Genomic DNA, 19,163 nt, shown 5'->3' with positions numbered 1-19,163 from the left:
ACTTTCCGATGAGCGGCACTGGTTGTACGCGTGTCCGGGCGGGGATCCGGGGCCCTTCCCGCCTAGTTTGGTGGGGTGGAGCAATACAGGACGCGTTCGGTACGTCACCCGCAGGTGCCCGCCCGGGTGCCCGCCCAGTCGCGGCGCCCCGCCGCGCCCCGCCGGCTGCCCCGGCCCATGCTGACCGGGCTCGGCGGCGGGCTGTTCGCCTGCCTCGCGATGCTGCTGGTGGCGGGCGTCTGCCGGCTGCTCTTCGGCTCCTCGCTCTTCGCGTACGGGCTGCTCTTCCTGCCCGTCGCCGCCGCGATCGGCGTGTGGGTGCGGCCGGCGGACCTGGTCACCGCGCCGATCTCGGCCCCCATCGCCTTCGCCGCCGGAGTGTGGCCCGTCTCGGGCGGCTCCGGCGGCTTCGGCGGGCAGCTCATGGGGGTGGTCTCCGCGCTGTCCCTGCACGCCGGGTGGCTGTACGCGGGCACGCTGGCCGCCGGGCTGATCGCGCTGGTGCGCAGGGCGGCCCTGAGCGGGCGCAAGCGGGCCGCCCGGCAGCAGCGCAGGACCGCCGGCGCCGCCTACTGAGCCCCGTCCGCCCGGTCGCGCGCGGCCATCGCCGCGCCGACGATCCCCGCGTTGTTCTGGAGCTTCGCGGGGACGATCTCCGCCCGGATCCCCTTGATCAGCGGCAGGAACTTCTCCGGCTTGCGGCTGACGCCGCCGCCCAGGATGAACAGGTCCGGGGAGAAGAGCATCTCCACGTGGGCCAGGTACTTCTGCACCCGGTGCGCCCAGCGCTCCCAGGTGAGGTCCCCGTCCTCCTTGGCCTTCACCGAGGCCCGGGTCTCCGCGTCGTGGCCCTTGAGCTCCAGGTGGCCCAGCTCCGTGTTCGGCACGAGCCGGCCGTCGAGGAAGAGCGCGCTGCCGATGCCCGTGCCCAGGGTGAGCAGGAGCACCGTGCCGGCCACCCCGCGCCCCGCGCCGTACGTCATCTCGGCGACGCCCGCCGCGTCCGCGTCGTTGAGGACCGTGACCGGCCTGCCGTCCAGTTCGGCTGAGAGCAGGGACGCCGCGTCGGCCCCGACCCAGCCCTTGTCCATGTTGGCCGCCGTCCGGGTGACGCCCCCCGTGACCACGCCCGGGAAGGTGACCCCGACCGGGCCGTCCCAGGAGAAGGCGCCGACCACCTCCGCGACACAGCCGGCCACCCCCTCGGGGGTGGCCGGCTGTGGGGTGAGTACCTTGTGGCGCTCCTGTGCCAGCTCGCCGCGGGCCAGGTCCACGGGAGCGCCCTTGATGCCGGAACCGCCGATGTCCACACCGAAGATCTGCATGGACATACGGTACGAAAGGACTTACTTCTCGGCGACCAGTTCCGCGGCCTCCGCGCGCAGGTCGCGGCGCAGCTCCTTGGGCAGGGAGAAGACGATCGACTCCTCGGCCGTCTTGACGATCTCCACGTCGGCGAAGCCGCGCTCCGCCAGCCACTCCAGCACCTGCTCGACCAGTACCTCCGGGACCGAGGCGCCCGAGGTCAGGCCGACGGTGGTGACGCCGTCCAGCCAGGCCTCGTCGATCTCGCTCGCGAAGTCGACCAGGTGGGCGGCCTTCGCGCCGGCGTCGAGGGCGACCTCGACGAGGCGGATGGAGTTCGAGGAGTTCTTGGAGCCGACGACGATGACCAGGTCGGAGTCGGCGCCCATCACCTTGACGGCGGCCTGCCGGTTCGAGGTGGCGTAGCAGATGTCGTCGCTGGGCGGGGAGACGAGCAGCGGGAACTTCGTCTTCAGCGCGTCGACGGTCTCCATGGTCTCGTCGACCGAGAGGGTGGTCTGGGAGAGCCAGACGACCTTGGACTCGTCGCGGACCTCGACCTTGGCCACGTCGTCGGGGCCGTCGACGATGGTGATGTGGTCCGGGGCCTCGCCGGAGGTGCCGATGACCTCCTCGTGGCCCTCGTGGCCGATGAGGAGGATGTCGAAGTCCTCGTTGGCGTAGCGGATGGCTTCCTTGTGGACCTTGGTGACCAGCGGGCAGGTCGCGTCGATGGTCGCGAGCCGGCCGCTCGCCGCCTCCTCGTGCACCACCGGCGCCACGCCGTGCGCGGAGAACATCACGATGTTGCCGGGCGGGACCTCCTCCGTCTTCTCGACGAAGATTGCGCCCTTCTTCTGCAGCGTCTGGACGACGTACTTGTTGTGCACGATCTCGTGGCGGACGTAGACCGGAGCACCGTACTGCTCCAGGGCCTTCTCGACGGCGATCACGGCACGGTCCACACCCGCGCAGTAACCGCGGGGGGCGGCGAGCAGGACGCGGCGGGAGGCGGGAGCAGGGGCGGCAGCAGTCATGTGCTCCATCGTACGGGGGTCTCCAGCAGGCCGGACGTCGCCCGTTCGGCACAGACTTGGTCGAACGTACGTACCGACCGTCCCCCGGAGGATCGATGGCATCCGCTACGGATTCCAGCACGGCGGCCCCCGCGGCGCTGCGCCGGAACCTGGGCTTCCGGGACCTGGTGGTCTACGGGCTGCTCTTCATCGCCCCCATGGCCCCGGTGGGGGTCTTCGGCACCCTCGACGCGAAGTCGCACGGCGCGGTCGCCCTCGTGTACGTCGTCGCGACCGTCGCGATGGCCTTCACGGCCTTCTCCTACGCGCAGATGGTGCGGGTGGCCCCGCAGGCCGGCTCGGTCTTCACGTACGCCCGCAAGGGGCTCGGCGAGGGGGCGGGGCTGATCGCGGGCTGGATGGCGATGCTCGACTACCTGCTGATCCCGGCGGTGGCGTACCTGTTCTCCGGGATCGCGATGAACGCGCTGGTGCCGGAGGTGTCCCGGTGGGTGTGGACGGCGCTGGCGGTGGTGGTCACCACCGCGCTGAACCTGTGGGGCGTACGGGCGGCCGCGCGGGTGGGCTTCGCCGTGCTGGCCATGGAGATCGTGGTGCTGCTGGTGTTCCTGGTGGCGGCGGTGACCGTGCTGGTCCAGGGCGGGGCCCGGCGCGGCTGGCTCTCTCCGCTGACCGGGGACGGTTCGCTGGGCTTCTCGGCGGGGGCCGTGCTGGGCGCGGTGTCCGTCGCCGTCCTGTCGTACCTGGGCTTCGACGCCATCGCCTCCTTCGCGGAGGAGGTCACCGGGGGCAGCGCCCGGGTGGCCCGGGCGGTGCTGTTCTGCCTGGCGCTGACCGGGGTGCTGTTCGTCGCGCAGACCTACCTGGCGGCGCTGCTGGCCCCGGTGTCCTCGGCGGAGCTGGCGGCCGACCCGGGGCGGCAGGGGCCGGCCTTCTACGACGCGGTCGAGGCCTCGGTCGGGCCCTGGCTGCACGACCTGGTGGCGGCGAGCAAGGCCGTCGGGGCGGCCTTCGCGGCGCTGGCCGGGCAGGCCGCGGCCGGGCGGCTGCTGTTCGCGATGGCCCGGGAGCGGCGGTTGCCGCGGGCGCTGGCGCGCACCTCGGGCGGCACCCCGAGGGCGGCGCTGCTGGTGGCGGCCGCGGTGACGCTGGTGGCGGCGGTGTGGGCGGCCCGGCGCGACGACGGCCTCGACCACCTGGTCTCCGTGGTGGACGTGGGGGCCCTGGTGGCGTTCACCCTGCTGCACGCCTCGGTGGTGGGGTGGTTCGTGGTCCGGCGGCGCGAGGGGGCCCCGGTCTGGTGGAAGCACCTGGTGGTGCCCGTGCTGGGGGCGGCGGTGACGGTGGCCGTGATCGTGGAGGCCTCCTGGACCGCGCAGCTGGTGGGGGCGGTGTGGCTGCTGGCGGGTCTGGGGGTGCTCCTCGTACAGCGCGGACGGCCACGCGGGGGCGCCGACACCGGGCACGCGGCCTGAGACTCTGTCAGCGGCGGCGGTTAGCCTGCGTGCATGGGTCTCAATACGTCGGCTGATGCGCCGCTGCCGGTCGGTCAGGTGTCCCGGCTCATCGGGGGCTGGATCGACCGCCTGGGCCAGGTGTGGGTGGAGGGGCAGATCACGCAGCTGTCCCGGCGGCCGGGAGCCGGGGTGGTGTTCCTGACGCTGCGCGACCCGTCGCACGACATCTCCGTCAGCGTGACCTGCTTCCGCCAGGTCTGGGACGAGGTCGCGGACGTGGTCTCCGAGGGCGCGCGGATCGTCGTACTGGCCAAGCCGGAGTGGTACGCCCCGCGCGGGCAGCTGTCCCTGCGGGTGACCGAGATCCGCCCGGTCGGCATCGGGGAGCTGCTGGCCCGCCTGGAGCGGCTGAAGCGGTCGCTGGCCGCCGAGGGGCTCTTCGCCCTGGACCGCAAGAAGCCGCTGCCGTTCCTGCCGCAGCTGATCGGCCTGGTGGTCGGGCGGGCCTCGGCGGCCGAGCGTGACGTGCTGGAGAACGCCCGGCGCCGCTGGCCGGCGGTCCGCTTCGAAGTGCGCAACGTGGCCGTGCAGGGGGTCCACGCGGTGCCCCAGGTGGTGCAGGCGGTCAAGGAGCTCGACGCGCGGCCCGACGTGGACGTGATCATCGTGGCGCGGGGCGGCGGCAGCGTGGAGGACCTGCTGCCCTTCTCCGACGAGGAGGTCGTACGGACGGTCGCGGCCGCCCGCACCCCGGTGGTCTCGGCGATCGGGCACGAGCCGGACTCCCCGCTGCTGGACCTGGTCGCGGACCTGCGGGCCTCCACGCCCACGGACGCGGCCAAGAAGGTGGTCCCGGACGTCGGCGAGGAGCTGGAGCGGGTGCGCCAGCTCCAGGGCCGGGGGCTGCGGGCGCTGCGCGGGCTGCTGGACCGGGAGGAGCGGGGGCTGGCGCACGCCCTCGCGCGCCCGGTGTTCGTACACCCGCAGCGGATGGTGGAGACGCGGGAGGCCGAGCTGGAGGCGCTGCTGGCCCGCAGCCGGCGCACGCTCGGGCACCTGCTGGACCGGGCCGACTCCGAGCTCGAACACACCCGCGCCCGGGTGGTCGCGCTGTCGCCGGCGGCCACCCTGGAGCGCGGGTACGCGGTGCTCCAGCGGGCCGACGGGCACGTGGTGCGGGCGCCCGGGGAGGTCGTGGCGGGCGATGTGCTGCGCGCCCGGGTGGCGGCGGGCGAGTTCACGGTGTCGGTCGCGGAGTCCGGCCCCGGAACGGCCCCGTCGCAGGTCCGGGAAGCGGCGGTGGAAGCCGGCTCGACCACCGGTCCAGACCCCCTCGAAAACTGACACATTCCACGCTAATCAGACGCACCGCACTCCTACGATGGGACCCAAGGAATGACCGACACCGATACGGCGCTGGGGTACGAACAGGCACGGGACGAGCTCGTCGAGGTCGTCCGCAAGCTGGAGGCCGGCGGCACCTCCCTGGAGGAGTCCCTGGCGCTCTGGGAGCGCGGCGAGGAGCTGGCGAAGGTCTGCCGGCACTGGCTCGAAGGGGCCCGCGCCCGGCTGGACTCGGCACTGGCCGCCCGCGAAGCGGCGGCCGGGGGCGACGGGGACGGCCGCGAGGAGTGACCCGCACCACCCGCCCAGTTAGTAGTTGAAATTTCATCTACTTTGGCCGTAGAGTCGGAGCCACCGCTCGAACCTCCGCATAGAAGAAGGCTTACCGATGTCTCTCGTGCTCGACGCCGCTGCCCAGGACCTGCTGTTCCGCGAGGCCCGCACCGCCAACTCGTTCTCCGACGAGCCGGTGACCGAGGAGCAGGTCCAGGCCATCTACGACCTCGTGAAGTTCGGCCCCACCGCCTTCAACCAGACCCCGCTGCGCATCACCCTCGTCCGCTCCCCCGAGGCCCGCGAGCGCCTCGTCAAGCACATGGCCGAGGGCAACCAGGCCAAGACCGCCTCCGCCCCGCTGGTCGCGATCCTCTCCGCGGACAACGAGTTCCACGAGGAGCTCCCCCAGCTGCTGCCGCACTTCCCGCAGGCCAAGGACGCCTTCTTCTCCGAGCGCCCGGTCCGCGAGCAGGCCGCCCTGCTGAACGGCGCCCTCCAGGCCGCCTACTTCATCATCGGCGTCCGCGCCGCCGGCCTGGCCGCCGGCCCGATGACCGGTCTGGACTTCGCCGGCGTGCAGAAGGAGTTCCTGGACGCCGACCACACCCCGCTGATGGTCATCAACATCGGCAAGCCGGGCGAGAACGCCTGGTTCCCGCGCTCCCCGCGCCTGGACTTCGACCAGGTCATCACCACCGTCTGAGCCGCCCGCGCCGCCTGAGCACCGGCACGGACACGACGTACGACGAAAGGCCGCCCGCCCCGGGATCCCGGGGCGGGCGGCCTTCGTCATGCCTTCCGCCGTACGCGCGCGGCGCGGCCGCTACGGGACCTGCGGCCCCTGCTTGAACTCCAGCGCCGCCGCCATCGCGCCGAGCCGCTCGAAGCCGGCCGTGCCCGTCACCACGGTCACGTAGCCCTGCTCCTGCCGGACGAGCGCGTCGTACTTCTCGCCGTCCCACCGCTCCCACGCCCGGTCGCCGACCTGCTGGGTCTGCCCGGTGGCCTTCGCCTGCTGGGTGAGCTTGGCCACGTTCTTGGCGGAGGCGTCGGTGGACTGCTCCACCGCCACGTACTGCTTGTCCGGGTCCTGGAAGCCCAGGTGCCAGGCGTTCGCGTTCTTGCGCTCGAAGGTCACCGAGGTGGCCCTCCACTGCTCCGGAAGGCCCACCGGGGCCGCCACCGGGTACGGCGCCGCGCGCCGGGCCGTGATGGTCTCCACCCGGTAGTCCACCGTGCGCGTCGGGTCGGCATCGTCGTCATGGGGGATGAATATGTAGATGCCCGCCACGACCACGCCGATCACCGCCAGCGACCGGACCATGTCCCAGACCGTCTGCTTGCCTTTCATACCTGCCACCGCACCATCGTCCCGCATCGCCCTCGGCGATCAGCGGCGGGGGTGGGCGTGGCGGGCCGGGCGGGCGTCCCGCCAGAGGCACACGATGTCCGCTCAGCCGTACGGCATGACCGATATACCGCTCATACGTGACCCGGTCTGCTCAATATGTCGATGAACCGATAGAGTTCCAGCACCCTCACATCCCGGCCGTCGTCGTACAGAAAGGTGCGCTCCGATGACCGAGCACAACCTGCCGCCCCAGCTCGAAGTCGCCCCCGATTCGCCTGACCGCAACCTCGCCCTGGAACTCGTACGGGTCACCGAGGCCGCGGCCCTCGCCGCGGGCCGGTGGGTCGGCCGCGGCGACAAGCTCGGCGCCGACGGCGCCGCGGTCAACGCGATGCGCACCCTGATCTCCACCGTCTCGATGAACGGCGTCGTCGTCATCGGCGAGGGCGAGAAGGACGAAGCCCCGATGCTCTTCAACGGCGAGCGCGTCGGCGACGGCACCGGTGCCGAGGTCGACATCGCCGTGGACCCGATCGACGGCACCACGCTCAACGCCAAGGGCATGCCCAACGCCATCGCCGTCCTGGCCGCCGCCGACCGCGGCACCATGTTCGACCCGTCCGCGGTCTTCTACATGGACAAGCTGGTCACCGGCCCCGAGGCCGCCGACTTCGTCGACATCAACGCCCCCGTCTCGGTGAACATCCGCCGCGTCGCCAAGGCCAAGAACATCGCCCCCGAGGACGTCACGGTCGTCATCCTGGACCGTCCCCGCCACGAGGGCATCGTCAAGGAGATCCGCGAGACCGGCGCCCGGATCAAGTTCATCTCCGACGGCGACGTCGCCGGCTCGGTCATGGCCGTCCGCGAGGGCACCGGCGTCGACCTGCTCATGGGCATCGGCGGCACCCCCGAGGGCATCATCTCGGCCTGCGCCATAAAGTGCCTCGGCGGCGTCATCCAGGGCAAGCTGTGGCCCAAGGACGAGGCCGAGCGCCAGAAGGCCATCGACGCGGGCCACGACCTGGACCGGGTCCTGACCACGAACGACCTGGTGTCCGGCGAGAACGTCTTCTTCGTCGCCACCGGCATCACGGACGGCGAGCTGCTGCGCGGCGTCCACTACCGCTCGGAGACCGCGACCACGTCCTCGCTGGTCATGCGCTCGAAGTCGGGCACGATCCGGCAGATCGACTCCACGCACCGCCTGTCGAAGCTGCGCGCCTACAGCGACATCGACTTCGACCGCGCCCAGTAGGAGCGGTCCGGCCGGCGACGGCACGGCGAAGGGGCGGCCCCTGTGCGGGGGGCCGCCCCTTCGGCACGTCCACGACGCGGCGCGCGCCGGTCAGCCCGCCGCGGCGACCGGCCCGGGCGCGCCGGGGAGCAGCTCGGCGGCCCGGCGCCGCCTGCGCCCCAGCACCACCCGGCGCTCGGCGGCGGTGAGCCCGCCCCAGACCCCGTACGGCTCCGGCTGGAGCAGGGCGTGCTCGCGGCAGGCGACCATCACCGGACAGCGGGCGCACACCCTTTTGGCGGCCTCCTCGCGGGCGAGCCGGGCCGCGGTCGGCTCCTTGGACGGTGCGAAGAAGAGTCCCGCCTCATCCCTGCGGCAGACGGCCTCTGCGTGCCATGGGCCGTCCTCTTCCCTGGCCGGAACCCGCGGCTTCGGCACGGCGGCCGGGCGCGTCGGAAGACTCTGGACGGCGGCTGCCTGCAGGGACTGATGCGGCGGATGCGGCACGGTCTACTCCTGACGACGTATACGCGAGCGAGAGACGATGCACCAGTCCCTACCCGCTGCGCGTGCCGCTATGCACCGTGCGCCACCGGGGCGACCCGGTTCGTCCGAAACCGGCCGCCGCGCGGTCGGGTTTCAGTCCAGCTTCTCGCGGAGCTTCGCGGCCAGGTCGACGAGGCGGGCGCCGCGCTTGGGCCGGGCCTCGATGTTGCCGAGCAGGGCGAAGCCGCGGACGATCACCACGGGGGCCTGCGGGTCGGCGGCGACGCCCTCGCCGCGCACTTCGAAGTTGCCGAGGACGCCGCTGCCGTAGCCGCGCAGGGTGACGTTCTCGGGGACGAGGACCTCGACGTTGCCGAGGACGCTGGTCACCGTGATCTCGGTGACCTGCTGCTCGAAGACGGCCTCGGTGAGGTCGATGGTGATGTCGCCCATGACCGATACCGCACGGGTGCGGGAGCCGGGGCGCCAGCGGCCCTTGCGGGCGGAGCTGCTGCACACCGCGACCACCGTCTCGCCGGGCCCGCCGGCGGCCGCGACGGCGGCGGGCGCGGCCGGCCGGTGGCCGCCCGTGGCCGCCGGGAGGTCGCGCACCAGCCGGTCCAGCTCCCCGACCGTCTTGACCGCGTACAGGGTGTCCAGGCGCTCGGAGTGCTCCTCGGAGGTCAGCCGGCCCTCCGCGAGGGCGTCGGAGAGGATCTGCGCGATCCGGTCCCGGTCGGCGTCGGAGGCGCGCAGCCCGGAGGGCCCGGCGGCAGGCGCGCCGGGGGCGGGCGCAGGGGCAGGGGCGGCGGAGTGCTTTTCCAGGTCCACGCCCCTCAGCATAGCGAGACACGATAGATCGCGATACTGCTGGGTGAGCCTTACCTCACAGACACAGCCGGCGCGAGAGGTCCTACGCTTGATGTCCGCGCTGCCAATTGGTCGCCAGCGCTGTCTGCCGAGTGAGGAATGGCTACCCAAATGCCGGAGTTCGCGTACACCGACCTGCTGCCCCTGGGCGAGGACACCACCCCCTACCGGCTGGTGACGTCGGAGGGCGTCTCGACGTTCGAGGCCGACGGCCGTACGTTCCTCAAGGTCGAGCCCGAGGCACTGCGCAAGCTCGCCGCGGAGGCCATCCACGACATCCAGCACTTCCTGCGCCCCGCGCACCTCGCGCAGCTCCGCCGGATCATCGACGACCCGGAGGCGAGCTCGAACGACAAGTTCGTCGCGCTCGACCTCCTGAAGAACGCGAACATCGCGGCGGCCGGCGTCCTGCCCATGTGCCAGGACACGGGCACGGCGATCGTCATGGGCAAGCGCGGCCAGAACGTCCTCACGCGGGGCGGCGACGAGGAAGCCCTCTCGCGCGGCATCTACGACGCCTACACCAAGCTGAACCTGCGCTACTCGCAGATGGCCCCGCTGACCATGTGGGAGGAGAAGAACACCGGCTCGAACCTGCCCGCGCAGATCGAGCTGTACGCGACCGACGGCGGCGCGTACAAGTTCCTCTTCATGGCCAAGGGCGGCGGCTCCGCCAACAAGTCCTTCCTCTACCAGGAGACGAAGGCGGTCCTCAACGAGGCCTCCATGATGAAGTTCCTGGAGGAGAAGATCCGCTCGCTCGGCACGGCGGCCTGCCCGCCGTACCACCTGGCGATCGTGGTCGGCGGCACCTCGGCCGAGCACGCGCTCAAGACCGCGAAGTACGCCTCCGCGCACTACCTGGACGAGCTGCCGCGCGAGGGCTCCGCCCTCGGCCACGGCTTCCGCGACGAGGCCCTCGAACAGCAGGTCTTCGAGCTCACCCAGAAGATCGGCATCGGCGCGCAGTTCGGCGGCAAGTACTTCTGCCACGACGTCCGCGTCGTCCGCCTCCCCCGCCACGGCGCCTCCCTGCCGGTCGCTATCGCCGTCTCCTGCTCGGCGGACCGCCAGGCGGTCGCGAAGATCACCGCCGAGGGCGTCTTCCTGGAACAGCTGGAGACGGACCCGGCCCGCTTCCTGCCCGACACCACGGACTCCCACCTGGACGAGTCCTCGGACGTGGTCTCCATCGACCTGAACCAGCCGATGGACGAGATCCTCGCGACCCTGACCAAGCACCCGGTCAAGACCCGCCTGTCCCTCACCGGACCCCTGGTCGTGGCCCGCGACATCGCGCACGCCAAGATCAAGGAGCTGCTGGACTCGGGCGCGGAGATGCCGCAGTACCTGAAGGACCACCCGGTCTACTACGCCGGCCCGGCGAAGACCCCCGAGGGCTACGCCTCCGGCTCCTTCGGCCCGACGACGGCCGGCCGCATGGACAGCTACGTCGAGCAGTTCCAGGCGGCGGGCGGCTCCAAGGTCATGCTGGCCAAGGGCAACCGCTCGCAGCAGGTGACGGACGCGTGCGGCGCGCACGGCGGCTTCTACCTCGGCTCGATCGGCGGCCCGGCGGCGCGCCTGGCGCAGGACTGCATCAAGAAGGTCGAGGTCCTGGAGTACGAGGAGCTCGGCATGGAGGCGGTCTGGAAGATCGAGGTCGAGGACTTCCCGGCCTTCATCGTCGTCGACGACAAGGGCAACGACTTCTTCCAGAACCCGGCCCCGGAGCCGACGTTCACCCACATCCCGGTGCGCGGCCCGGGCCTGTAGCCCGTGGCGCACGGCTGAGGGCCCCTCCCCCGATCGGGGGAGGGGCCCTCGCCCATCTCCGCCCATCGGCAGATGGCAGGCGGGCGGGCTCCCGGCGAGGCTGGTTCCGCACCCAAACGGCCCACCCGAAAAGGGAGTTCACCATGAAGACCCGCACGCGCGCCCTCGCCTTCGCCGGAACCGCCGCCCTGCTCGCGGCCCTGGCCCTCGCGAGCCCCGCCCCGGCGGCACCGGTCGCCCCGAAGACCGCCTCGGTGCACGGGGGCGGCGCGATCCACTTCCCCTACTCCCCCAAGGACGACATCCGCTTCACGGTCGACGCCGAGTCGGCCCCGTGGACCAAGCCGTATCCGGTGCCGGGCCTGGAGAAGGGCCTGCCGACGGATGCGCGGGGCCGGGTGACGATCTCCCACCACTTCACGGAGAACGGCTTCACCGGCACCGCCGAGGCGGAGGTGGACTGCCTGGTCACGGGCGGCAAGACCGCCACGCTGACCGCCGTGGTCAAGACCTCGAACGTCGGCTGGGAGGGCAAGCGGATCGGGATCAGCGTCCAGGACGGCGAGCACGGCGCCCCTGACCGGGTCGGCTTCTCCTGGGGCGTCGCCAACACCGATGTGAAGGCCGACGGCTCGGTGCCGGAGCCCCGGGTGGGCACCTGCATGGCCCCGGCCCCCTTCACGGAGGTCGTCAAGGGCGGCTTCAAGGTAACTCCGGCCCCCCTGTCGCCGCTGCCGCGCTGACGCGGGTTAACGTCGGGGACGCAGCTGAGCGGCAAGACGTTCACCCCGGTTCGCAAGGATCCCCGTATGACAGCGACGACTCCCTCCCTCCGCACCGCCCGCGCCACCCGGGTCGTCGCGCACCGCGGGGCCTCTCACGAGCACCCCGAGCACACCATCGAGGCCTACCGCAAGGCCATCGCCGACGGGGCCGACGCCCTGGAGTGCGATGTCCGCCTCAGTCGTGACGGGCGGCTGGTGTGCGTGCACGACCGGACGGTGGAGCGGACCTCCGACGGGCGCGGGGTGGTCTCCGCGATGACGTACGAGGAGCTGTGCGCGTTCGACTTCGGCGGGTGGAAGGGCGCGGAGCACCGGGGGGCGCGGGTGCTGCTCTTCGAGGACCTGCTCAAGGAGGCGCTGGCGGCGGACCGGCCCGTCGGGCTGGCCGTGGAGACCAAGCACCCCACCCGGGCCGGCGGGCGGCTGGAGGCCGAGCTGGTGCGGGTGCTGAAGGAGCACGGGCTCGCCGACGGCTCCGACGGCCGCGTCGAGGTGATGAGCTTCTCCCGCAGCGCGCTGACCCGGATGCACCGGCTGGCGCCCGGCCTGCCCGCCGTGTACCTGATCGAGCGGGATCTGCGGCCCCCGCGCCCGCCGTTCGCGGGGCACGCCGGTCCCGGCATCGACCTGGTGCGCAGGGATCCTGGGCTGGTGGGGCGGCTGAGGGCCAAGGGGCTGCGGGTGCGGGTGTGGACCGTGGACGAGCCCGAGGACGTGGAGCTGTGCGTGCGGCTCGGGGTGGAGACGATCATCACCAACCGGCCCCGGCAGGTGCGGGAGCAGCTGGAGGGCCTCCTGCGGGCCCGCTGACGTGGGAACACCCGGCCGGGAGGGTCCGGCCGGGTGTGGGGGGTGCGGTGGCGGCGGGGGATGCCGTCGGGGTTACGCGAAGCGCTGGTTCGCCGAGCCGTTGCAGGGCTGGAGGCGCAGCTGCTCGTGGGCGGCGGCGACGGTGAGGCACATGCCGGTGGCGGCGGCGGGGCGCAGGGTGGCGCCGTCGCGGACGAACTGCTGGTTGGCGCCGCCGTGGCAGTTGTAGAGGATCAGCCCGGTGCCGGCGCCGTAGTTGGCGCCCGGGGCGTCGAGGCAGCGGTCGTGGGTGAGCTCGACGTGGAGGGACTTCTTCGCGGAGTCGTACCACCAGCCCTGGTTGCGGCCACCGTGGCAGTCCCAGCCGACCACCTTGGTGTCGTTGGCGCTGGAGCCGCCGAAGGAGTCGAGGCAGTTGCCGGTGGCCTCGTTCTTCAGGGGCTTGTAGAGGGAGTCCCAGGCTCCGGCCTGGAGTACGGGGGTGCCGGTGCTGGCGGGGTCGGCGCAGGAGGCCTCGCGCAGGCCGGAGTCGTAGAGCTGGGTCAGGCAGGACGCGAAGGCGCCGTGGCCCCGGTAGTTGGGGTGGAAGGACTGGCGGGCGGTGTTCTCGTCCCAGGGGAAGTGGTCCCCGAGGTCGAGGTAGAGGCCGCGGGCCCAGGCGTCCTCCATGCAGACCTCGTGGCCGTGGAAGAGCCGCGAGTTGTCGAGGTAGACCGCGCCGGAGGCGAGCGCGGCGGCGCGCATGCCCTTCTCGAAGGCGGGCACGGCGTGGTTGCGGCCCCAGGTGGCGTCGGAGTCGTAGCCGGCGCAGCCGCCGGGGAGCTTGCCGGGGAAGTTCGGGTTGTCGTTGAAGTCGGGGCCGATCGGGCTGGGGTAGCCCATGACGACGAGCTTGTAGTCGGAGTCGGCGTAGCCGGCGTCGCGCATGACCGTCTTGAGGTCGGCGACGGTGGCCTCGACCTTGGGCCTCAGGCCGTCGACGCGGGCCTGCCAGCCGGGGCCGTACTTGGGTTCGCAGGTGCCCTGGCTGAGTACCCAGCGGGTGACGCAGTCGGTCATGACGGGGCCGAACTGGAGGTCGTCGTTGGCTCCGGCGACCAGCAGCACCATCTTGATCTTCGTGTTGCGGGCCTTGATGGCGAGGCTGTCGCTCTGTACGAGCTCGTCGGCGTACTGCTTGCTGCCGCCGATGCGGATGTTGCCCGTGTAGCCGCCGGAGCAGGCGACGTTGAAGGTGAGGTCGGCGGGGATGCCGGTGCGGTGGATGGCCGCGTCGGGCGAGCGGTGGCACTGGTTGGACGGGGTGTTGGTGGCGGGGTCGTAGTTGCCGACCCCCTCGCCGGAGATCTCGCTGTCGCCGAGCGAGATGAGGCCGGTCTTGCGCTCGGCGGGCGGCCGGACCGCCGGGTCCCCGTAGATCTTGGTGGCCTCGGCGGCGCGTACGGCCTCCAGCTCCGGCGGGAGGGGTGCGATCGCGCCGGACGCGGCGGGTGCGGCCTGGGCCATGGGAGTGACGGCGGTGACGCCCCCGAGGGCGGCCGCGAACGCCGCGACGGCGGCGAAGGTACATCTGAGCCTGGGTTTCGTGCGGGCACGTGCCATGAACGCCTCCCCGATATCGGTGTTACCACCGGTATTTACTGGCCGGTAGGGGAGATGGGAACAGTTCGAACAAGACAATTGCTCAAGTTTCTGAGGAGGCTACAAAGATGACTGACGATCAGCAGCCGCAGGCGTTCCGGACCGAGCACGACTCCATGGGCGAGGTACGGGTCCCCGCGCACGCGAAGTGGCGCGCGCAGACCCAGCGCGCGGTGGAGAACTTCCCGCTCTCCGGGCAGCGCATCGAGCGCGCCCACATCGAGGCACTCGCCCGGATCAAGGCCGCCGCCGCCCTGGTCAACGCCGGGCTGGGGGTGGTGGACGAGGACGTGGCGCAGGCGATCCGGTCCGCCGCCGCCGAGGTCGCCGAAGGACGCTGGGACGAGCACTTCCCCGTCGACGTGTTCCAGACCGGGTCCGGGACCTCGTCCAACATGAACACCAACGAGGTGATCGCCACCCTGGCCACCGAGCGGCTCGGGCGCGAGGTCCACCCCAACGACCACGTCAACGCCTCGCAGAGCTCCAACGACGTCTTCCCCTCGTCGATCCACATCGCCGCCACCGCCGCCGTCTCCCGCGAGCTGATCCCGGCCCTGGAGCACCTCGCCGCCGCCCTGGAGCGCAAGGCGGCCGAGTTCGCCGAGGTGGTCAAGGCCGGGCGCACGCACCTGATGGACGCCACCCCGGTCACCCTGGGCCAGGAGTTCGGCGGGTACGCCGCCCAGGTCCGCTACGGGGTCGAGCGGCTGCGGTCCGCCCTGCCGAGGCTGGCCGAGCTGCCGCTGGGCGGTACGGCGGTGGGCACCGGCATCAACACCCCGCCCGGGTTCTCGGCGGCCGTGATCGCCGAGGTGGCCGACGCGACGGGGCTGCCGCTGACCGAGGCCCGCGACCACTTCGAGGCCCAGGGGGCGCGGGACGCGCTGGTGGAGACCTCGGGGGCGCTCCGTACGATCGCCGTCTCGCTCACCAAGATCTGCAACGACCTGCGCTGGATGGCCTCCGGCCCGCGCACCGGATTGGCCGAAATCAATCTGCCGGATCTCCAGCCGGGGTCCTCGATCATGCCGGGGAAGGTCAATCCGGTCGTCCCCGAGGCCGTGCTGATGATCGCCGCGCAGGTGATGGGGAACGACGCGACGGTCGCCGTGGCGGGCGCGGCCGGCAACTTCGAGCTCAATGTGATGCTCCCGGTGATGGCCCGGAACCTGCTCGAATCGATCCGCCTGCTCGGCAACGGGAGCCGGCTGCTGGCCGACCGCACCGTGGACGGGATCACCGCCAACTCCGAGCGGGCCAGGGAGTACGCCGAGTCCTCGCCCTCGGTGGTGACCCCGCTCAACCGGTACATCGGCTACGAGGAGGCGGCCAAGGTGGCCAAGCGGGCGCTCGCCGAGCGGAAGACGATCAGGGAGGTCGTGCTGGAGTCCGGCTACGTCGACCGGGGCGCGCTCACCCTCGCGCAGCTGGACGAGGCGCTCGACGTGCTGCGGATGACCCGGCCCTGAAATCGGTTCCGGACAGGGGCCGAATCCGGTCGTTTACCGTCCCCGGACACCTCCGTGACCTGCACCGCAGCATCTCGCGGGGCCGCCGCCCTAAGATCTGCGCATGACAGGTACCTACGGGGGGCCCGGGGGCCGCGCGGCGCGGCCCGCCGCGGGGGGCGCGGCGTTCGAGCGGCACTGGGCGCCCGGGGAGCAGATCCTCTGGCGCTACCGCGACCACGCCCCGGGAGCGGACGGCCAGTTCCACATCGCCCGCCCGGTGACGGTGGTGCGCGACACCGACGAACTGCTCGCCGTGTGGATGGCGCCCGGCACCGAGTGCGTCAAGCCGGTGCTGGCCGACGGAAGTCCGGTGCACCGGGAGCCGCTCGCCACCCGGTACACCGCGCCGCGCACCACCGCGCGCTCGCGCTGGTTCGGCGGGGGCGTGCTGAAGCTGGCCCGGCCCGGCCAGCCGTGGTCGGTCTGGCTGTTCTGGGACGACGACTGGCACCTGCGGAACTGGTACGTCAACCTGGAGGAGCCCCGCACCCGGTGGGCCGGCGGGGTCGACTCCGTGGACCACTTCCTCGACATCGCGGTCTACCCGGACCGCAGCTGGAAGTGGCTGGACGAGGACGAGTTCGCGCAGGCGCAGCGGATCGGGCTGATGGACCAGGACCAGGCGCGCCGGGTGGTGGACGCGGGGCGCGCGGCGGTGGAGGTCGTCAAGGCCTGGGGGGCTCCGTTCTGCGACGGATGGCAGGACTGGAGGCCCGATCCGGCCTGGGGAGTTCCGGTTCTGCCCGAGGACTGGGACCGCACCCCGGCGCATATGACCTCATGAGACCCTTGATGCGCCCCCGGGGGTCAAACGTAGGATCGTCCTCCGCAGGTCGTGCACGAGGGGCCCCGCCGGTCCCGCATCCGTAAATGACCTGCGGCGACCGGGACTTGACCGGAGGTCGACGCGAGCGAAAGGTAACGAGCGGGACGCGGTACCCGGGGGTGATGGTGCCCCCGCCGCTGAGCGGGTATACCGCGACTGACCGAGTTGAGTGCAGCGCACATCGAGCGCAAACGGACGGAATTCCACGCGTGACGGAGTACCCCACCTCCCAGGAGGGCCCGCAGCCCACCGTCGCCTCCGGCGGAGGTACGGATGAGCTCGGCCACGGCAAGGCCCCCATCGCGGCCGCCGAGGCCGTACGCACGCATGCCGACTTCCCGCGCCCGCGCGGCACCACCGGCGAGGGCTCCGGGCACGGCCCGGCGGACACCGCCGCGGCGTCCGCGCGCGGCCGGGACGGCGAGGCCGCGCGCAACGCGGGCCGGCGCAACCCGGCCGGCGGGCAGGCCGCGCCGGCATCGCCGGGGCCGGAGCCGGCCGGCGCGGGGGCCGTACGCGCGGTCCCGCTCGGGGGCTCCGGCGCGGGTGCCGGATCCGGCCCCGGCGAGGTCGGCGTGGCCCGCCGCGAGGGCGACCGGCTGCGCTTCGTCGGCGCCGCGACGCGCCGGATCGCGCGCGGCATCGACCTCGACGAGATCGTGCTCGGCCTGTGCCGGGCGACCGTGCCGACGTTCTCCGACGCCATCCTCGTCTACCTGCGCGACCCGCTGCCCGTCGGTGACGAGCGGCCCGTCGGCCCGGTCGTTTTAAGGCTGCGCCGCACCGACCGGCTCCGGCCGATCGACGACCTGACCGACGCCGCCGAGGGCGCCGGGGCCGCGGGGGCCGCCGGCGAGCTCGACTTCAGCCAGCTGCCGCTGGTCGGCCCGCAGGGTGACCTGCCCGCGGCCGAGCTGTGCGAGATCCGCCCCGGCGGGGCCCTCGCCGAGGTGCTGCGCGGCGTACGGCCGGTCTTCGGGTCGGCCGCCGGGGCCAAGGGCGCGCTCCCGGAGCTGCTGGGCACCGACCATCCCGTACCGCGCGGCCAGCGGGCCATCCTGGCCCCGCTGCGGGGCCGCCGGCGCGTGATCGGCGCGGCCGTGTTCCTGCGCACCCCCGACCGGGACGCGTTCGAGCAGAACGACCTGCTCGTCGCAGCGCAGCTGGCCACGCACACCGCGCTCGGCATCGACAAGGCGGTGCTCTACGGGCGCGAGGCGTACATCGCCGACGAGCTCCAGCGCACCATGCTGCCCGACGGCCTCCCCCAGCCCACCGGGGTCCGGCTGGCCTCCCGCTACCTGCCCGCCGCCGAGACGGCCCGGGTGGGCGGCGACTGGTACGACGCCATACCGCTGCCGGGCAGCCGGGTCGCGCTGGTCGTCGGCGACGTCATGGGCCACTCCATGACCTCGGCGGCGATCATGGGCCAGCTCCGCACCACCGCGCAGACCCTGGCCCAGCTGGACCTGCCGCCGGCCGAGGTGCTGCACCACCTGGACGAACAGGCCCAGCGGCTGGGCTCCGACCGCATGGCCACCTGCCTGTACGCGGTCTACGACCCGGTCTCGCACCGCATCACCATCGCCAACGCCGGCCACCCGCCGCCGGTGCTGCTGCACCTGGGCGGCCGCGCCGAGGTGCTGCGCGTCCCGCCGGGCGCCCCCATCGGGGTCGGCGGCGTGGACTTCGAGGCCGTGGAGCTGGACGCTCCGGCCGGGGCCACCCTGCTGCTGTACACGGACGGGCTGGTGGAGTCCCGGCTGCGGGACGTGTGGACGGGCATCGAGCAGCTGCGCGAGCGCCTCGCGACCACCGCGCAGCTGACCGGGCTGGACCACTCGCCGCCGCTGGAGGCCCTCTGCGACGACGTGCTGGACATGCTGGGCCCGGGCGACCGGGACGACGACATCGCGCTGCTCGCGGCCCGCTTCGAGGGCATCGCGCCCAGCGACGTGGCGTACTGGTTCCTGGACCCGGAGGAGACCGCGCCGGGCCGGGCCCGCCGGTTCGCCCGGCGTGCGCTGGCCCGCTGGGACCTGGAGGAGCTGAGCGACTCGCTGGAGCTGCTGGTCAGCGAGGTGGTCACCAATGCCGTCCGGTACGCCGAGCGGCCGGTGACGCTGCGCCTGCTGCGGACGGACGTGCTGCGCTGCGAAGTGGGCGACGACTCCCCGCAGCTGCCGCGCCAGCGGCGGGCCCGGGACACCGACGAGGGCGGGCGCGGCCTGTTCCTGGTCAACCGCCTCGCCCGGCGGTGGGGCGCGACCCGTCTGAGCAGCGGAAAGGTCGTCTGGTTCGAGCTCCCGCTGCCGGGGGCGCACGAGCGGCGCTGACCGGAACGGAGAACGGCCGCGGGGGGGGGGGGGGGGGGGGGGGGGGGGGGGGGGGGGGGGGGGGGGGGGGGGGGGGGGGGGGGGGGGGGGGGGGGGGGGGGGGGGGGGGGGG

Annotated in this window: 18 protein-coding genes; 12 read left to right on the top strand and 6 right to left on the bottom strand. The window is 72.7% G+C overall.

All coding sequences use genetic code 11. The annotated features are described in order from the left end of the window. The first annotated feature begins 75 nt into the window (after nt 1-75). Entirely contained in the window at nt 76-576 is a 501-nt protein-coding gene (locus ACZ7IF_RS30530) for a DUF6542 domain-containing protein (protein ID WP_470977940.1), read from the top strand. On the opposite strand, the gene ppgK is transcribed toward ACZ7IF_RS30530, so the two are convergent. Continuing rightward, entirely contained in the window at nt 570-1,325 is a 756-nt protein-coding gene (gene ppgK, locus ACZ7IF_RS30525; RefSeq protein ID WP_470977938.1) for a polyphosphate--glucose phosphotransferase, read from the bottom strand. The genes ACZ7IF_RS30530 and ppgK overlap by 7 nt on opposite strands. A gap of 21 nt (nt 1,326-1,346) precedes the next feature. Then, the gene (locus ACZ7IF_RS30520; protein ID WP_470977935.1) at nt 1,347-2,351 is read right to left on the bottom strand and encodes a 4-hydroxy-3-methylbut-2-enyl diphosphate reductase; all 1,005 of its coding nucleotides are present in this window, start codon (nt 2,349-2,351) and stop codon (nt 1,347-1,349) included. A gap of 86 nt (nt 2,352-2,437) precedes the next feature. On the opposite strand from ACZ7IF_RS30520, the gene ACZ7IF_RS30515 reads away from it, so the two are divergent. The 4 genes from ACZ7IF_RS30515 (at nt 2,438) to ACZ7IF_RS30500 (ending at nt 6,122) form a co-directional block, all read left to right on the top strand. After that, nucleotides 2,438-3,817 carry an APC family permease gene (locus tag ACZ7IF_RS30515; protein WP_470977933.1) on the top strand — a complete coding sequence of 460 codons (1,380 nt, stop codon included), beginning with the start codon at nt 2,438-2,440 and terminating at the stop codon, nt 3,815-3,817. Between the two features lie 33 nt (nt 3,818-3,850). Next, on the top strand, nt 3,851-5,143 hold the full coding sequence (xseA, locus tag ACZ7IF_RS30510) for an exodeoxyribonuclease VII large subunit (protein WP_470977931.1): 1,293 nt from the start codon (nt 3,851-3,853) through the stop codon (nt 5,141-5,143). A 51-nt stretch (nt 5,144-5,194) separates the two neighbouring features. Then, nucleotides 5,195-5,434, top strand: a complete 240-nt coding sequence (locus ACZ7IF_RS30505; RefSeq protein ID WP_401244565.1) for an exodeoxyribonuclease VII small subunit — start codon at nt 5,195-5,197, stop codon at nt 5,432-5,434. A 97-nt stretch (nt 5,435-5,531) separates the two neighbouring features. Continuing rightward, a complete protein-coding gene (locus ACZ7IF_RS30500; RefSeq protein WP_470977928.1) occupies nt 5,532-6,122 on the top strand; it encodes a malonic semialdehyde reductase in 591 nt (196 codons plus the stop codon). 120 nt (nt 6,123-6,242) lie between these two features. Here ACZ7IF_RS30500 and ACZ7IF_RS30495 read toward each other — a convergent pair whose 3' ends face one another. Further along, nucleotides 6,243-6,770 carry a DUF4245 domain-containing protein gene (locus tag ACZ7IF_RS30495; protein ID WP_470978095.1) on the bottom strand — a complete coding sequence of 176 codons (528 nt, stop codon included), beginning with the start codon at nt 6,768-6,770 and terminating at the stop codon, nt 6,243-6,245. A 226-nt stretch (nt 6,771-6,996) separates the two neighbouring features. Here ACZ7IF_RS30495 and glpX point away from each other — a divergent pair, with 226 nt between their 5' ends. Then, on the top strand, nt 6,997-8,028 hold the full coding sequence (glpX, locus tag ACZ7IF_RS30490) for a class II fructose-bisphosphatase (protein ID WP_470977926.1): 1,032 nt from the start codon (nt 6,997-6,999) through the stop codon (nt 8,026-8,028). A gap of 90 nt (nt 8,029-8,118) precedes the next feature. Here the strand turns inward: glpX and ACZ7IF_RS30485 are convergent, their stop codons facing one another. Together ACZ7IF_RS30485 and ACZ7IF_RS30480 are read right to left on the bottom strand one after the other, a co-directional pair. After that, entirely contained in the window at nt 8,119-8,514 is a 396-nt protein-coding gene (locus ACZ7IF_RS30485; RefSeq protein ID WP_386381584.1) for a WhiB family transcriptional regulator, read from the bottom strand. A 132-nt stretch (nt 8,515-8,646) separates the two neighbouring features. Beyond that, a complete protein-coding gene (locus tag ACZ7IF_RS30480) occupies nt 8,647-9,324 on the bottom strand; it encodes a DUF1707 SHOCT-like domain-containing protein (RefSeq protein WP_470977923.1) in 678 nt (225 codons plus the stop codon). 150 nt (nt 9,325-9,474) lie between these two features. On the opposite strand from ACZ7IF_RS30480, the gene ACZ7IF_RS30475 reads away from it, so the two are divergent. The 3 genes from ACZ7IF_RS30475 to ACZ7IF_RS30465 all read left to right on the top strand — a co-directional run bounded on the left by ACZ7IF_RS30475 (nt 9,475) and on the right by ACZ7IF_RS30465 (nt 12,734). Next, the gene (locus ACZ7IF_RS30475) at nt 9,475-11,139 is read left to right on the top strand and encodes a fumarate hydratase (protein ID WP_470977921.1); all 1,665 of its coding nucleotides are present in this window, start codon (nt 9,475-9,477) and stop codon (nt 11,137-11,139) included. A 143-nt stretch (nt 11,140-11,282) separates the two neighbouring features. Continuing rightward, complete coding sequence (locus ACZ7IF_RS30470; protein WP_470977918.1) at nt 11,283-11,882, top strand: hypothetical protein; 600 nt, start codon at nt 11,283-11,285, stop codon at nt 11,880-11,882. Nucleotides 11,883-11,948: 66 nt separating this feature from the next. Next, the gene (locus tag ACZ7IF_RS30465) at nt 11,949-12,734 is read left to right on the top strand and encodes a glycerophosphodiester phosphodiesterase (RefSeq protein ID WP_470977917.1); all 786 of its coding nucleotides are present in this window, start codon (nt 11,949-11,951) and stop codon (nt 12,732-12,734) included. Between the two features lie 72 nt (nt 12,735-12,806). Here the strand turns inward: ACZ7IF_RS30465 and ACZ7IF_RS30460 are convergent, their stop codons facing one another. Beyond that, nucleotides 12,807-14,336 carry a ricin-type beta-trefoil lectin domain protein gene (locus ACZ7IF_RS30460; RefSeq protein WP_470977915.1) on the bottom strand — a complete coding sequence of 510 codons (1,530 nt, stop codon included), beginning with the start codon at nt 14,334-14,336 and terminating at the stop codon, nt 12,807-12,809. Nucleotides 14,337-14,443: 107 nt separating this feature from the next. Here ACZ7IF_RS30460 and ACZ7IF_RS30455 point away from each other — a divergent pair, with 107 nt between their 5' ends. From ACZ7IF_RS30455 to ACZ7IF_RS30445, 3 genes are all read left to right on the top strand, one after another. Continuing rightward, nucleotides 14,444-15,847: a class II fumarate hydratase gene (locus ACZ7IF_RS30455; RefSeq protein WP_470977913.1), complete on the top strand. Its 1,404-nt coding sequence runs from the start codon at nt 14,444-14,446 to the stop codon at nt 15,845-15,847. A 103-nt stretch (nt 15,848-15,950) separates the two neighbouring features. After that, nucleotides 15,951-16,673 (top strand): cytidylyl-2-hydroxypropylphosphonate hydrolase, encoded by a 723-nt coding sequence (gene fomD / locus ACZ7IF_RS30450; RefSeq protein ID WP_470977911.1) that lies wholly within the window; start codon nt 15,951-15,953, stop codon nt 16,671-16,673. A 251-nt stretch (nt 16,674-16,924) separates the two neighbouring features. Continuing rightward, nucleotides 16,925-19,051, top strand: coding sequence for a SpoIIE family protein phosphatase (locus ACZ7IF_RS30445; protein WP_470977908.1), 2,127 nt, complete (start codon nt 16,925-16,927; stop codon nt 19,049-19,051). Nucleotides 19,052-19,163: the final 112 nt, after the last annotated feature.

Source organism: Streptomyces sp. NPDC037421 (assembly GCF_055602105.1).
This window is presented reverse-complemented; position numbering and strand designations above follow the sequence as displayed.

Excerpts from the sequence above, each read along its gene's own strand:
- ACZ7IF_RS30455 (WP_470977913.1), top strand. The coding sequence starts at position 14,444 with ATGACTGACGATCAGCAGCCGCAGGCGTTCCGGACCGAGCACGACTCC.
- fomD (WP_470977911.1), top strand. The coding sequence starts at position 15,951 with ATGACAGGTACCTACGGGGGGCCCGGGGGCCGCGCGGCGCGGCCCGCC.
- ACZ7IF_RS30495 (WP_470978095.1), bottom strand. The coding sequence starts at position 6,770 with ATGAAAGGCAAGCAGACGGTCTGGGACATGGTCCGGTCGCTGGCGGTG.
- ACZ7IF_RS30465 (WP_470977917.1), top strand. The coding sequence starts at position 11,949 with ATGACAGCGACGACTCCCTCCCTCCGCACCGCCCGCGCCACCCGGGTC.
- ACZ7IF_RS30475 (WP_470977921.1), top strand. The coding sequence starts at position 9,475 with ATGCCGGAGTTCGCGTACACCGACCTGCTGCCCCTGGGCGAGGACACC.
- ACZ7IF_RS30520 (WP_470977935.1), bottom strand. The coding sequence starts at position 2,351 with ATGGAGCACATGACTGCTGCCGCCCCTGCTCCCGCCTCCCGCCGCGTC.
- ppgK (WP_470977938.1), bottom strand. The coding sequence starts at position 1,325 with ATGCAGATCTTCGGTGTGGACATCGGCGGTTCCGGCATCAAGGGCGCT.
- ACZ7IF_RS30500 (WP_470977928.1), top strand. The coding sequence starts at position 5,532 with ATGTCTCTCGTGCTCGACGCCGCTGCCCAGGACCTGCTGTTCCGCGAG.
- ACZ7IF_RS30470 (WP_470977918.1), top strand. The coding sequence starts at position 11,283 with ATGAAGACCCGCACGCGCGCCCTCGCCTTCGCCGGAACCGCCGCCCTG.
- ACZ7IF_RS30460 (WP_470977915.1), bottom strand. The coding sequence starts at position 14,336 with ATGGCACGTGCCCGCACGAAACCCAGGCTCAGATGTACCTTCGCCGCC.
- ACZ7IF_RS30515 (WP_470977933.1), top strand. The coding sequence starts at position 2,438 with ATGGCATCCGCTACGGATTCCAGCACGGCGGCCCCCGCGGCGCTGCGC.
- ACZ7IF_RS30505 (WP_401244565.1), top strand. The coding sequence starts at position 5,195 with ATGACCGACACCGATACGGCGCTGGGGTACGAACAGGCACGGGACGAG.
- glpX (WP_470977926.1), top strand. The coding sequence starts at position 6,997 with ATGACCGAGCACAACCTGCCGCCCCAGCTCGAAGTCGCCCCCGATTCG.
- xseA (WP_470977931.1), top strand. The coding sequence starts at position 3,851 with ATGGGTCTCAATACGTCGGCTGATGCGCCGCTGCCGGTCGGTCAGGTG.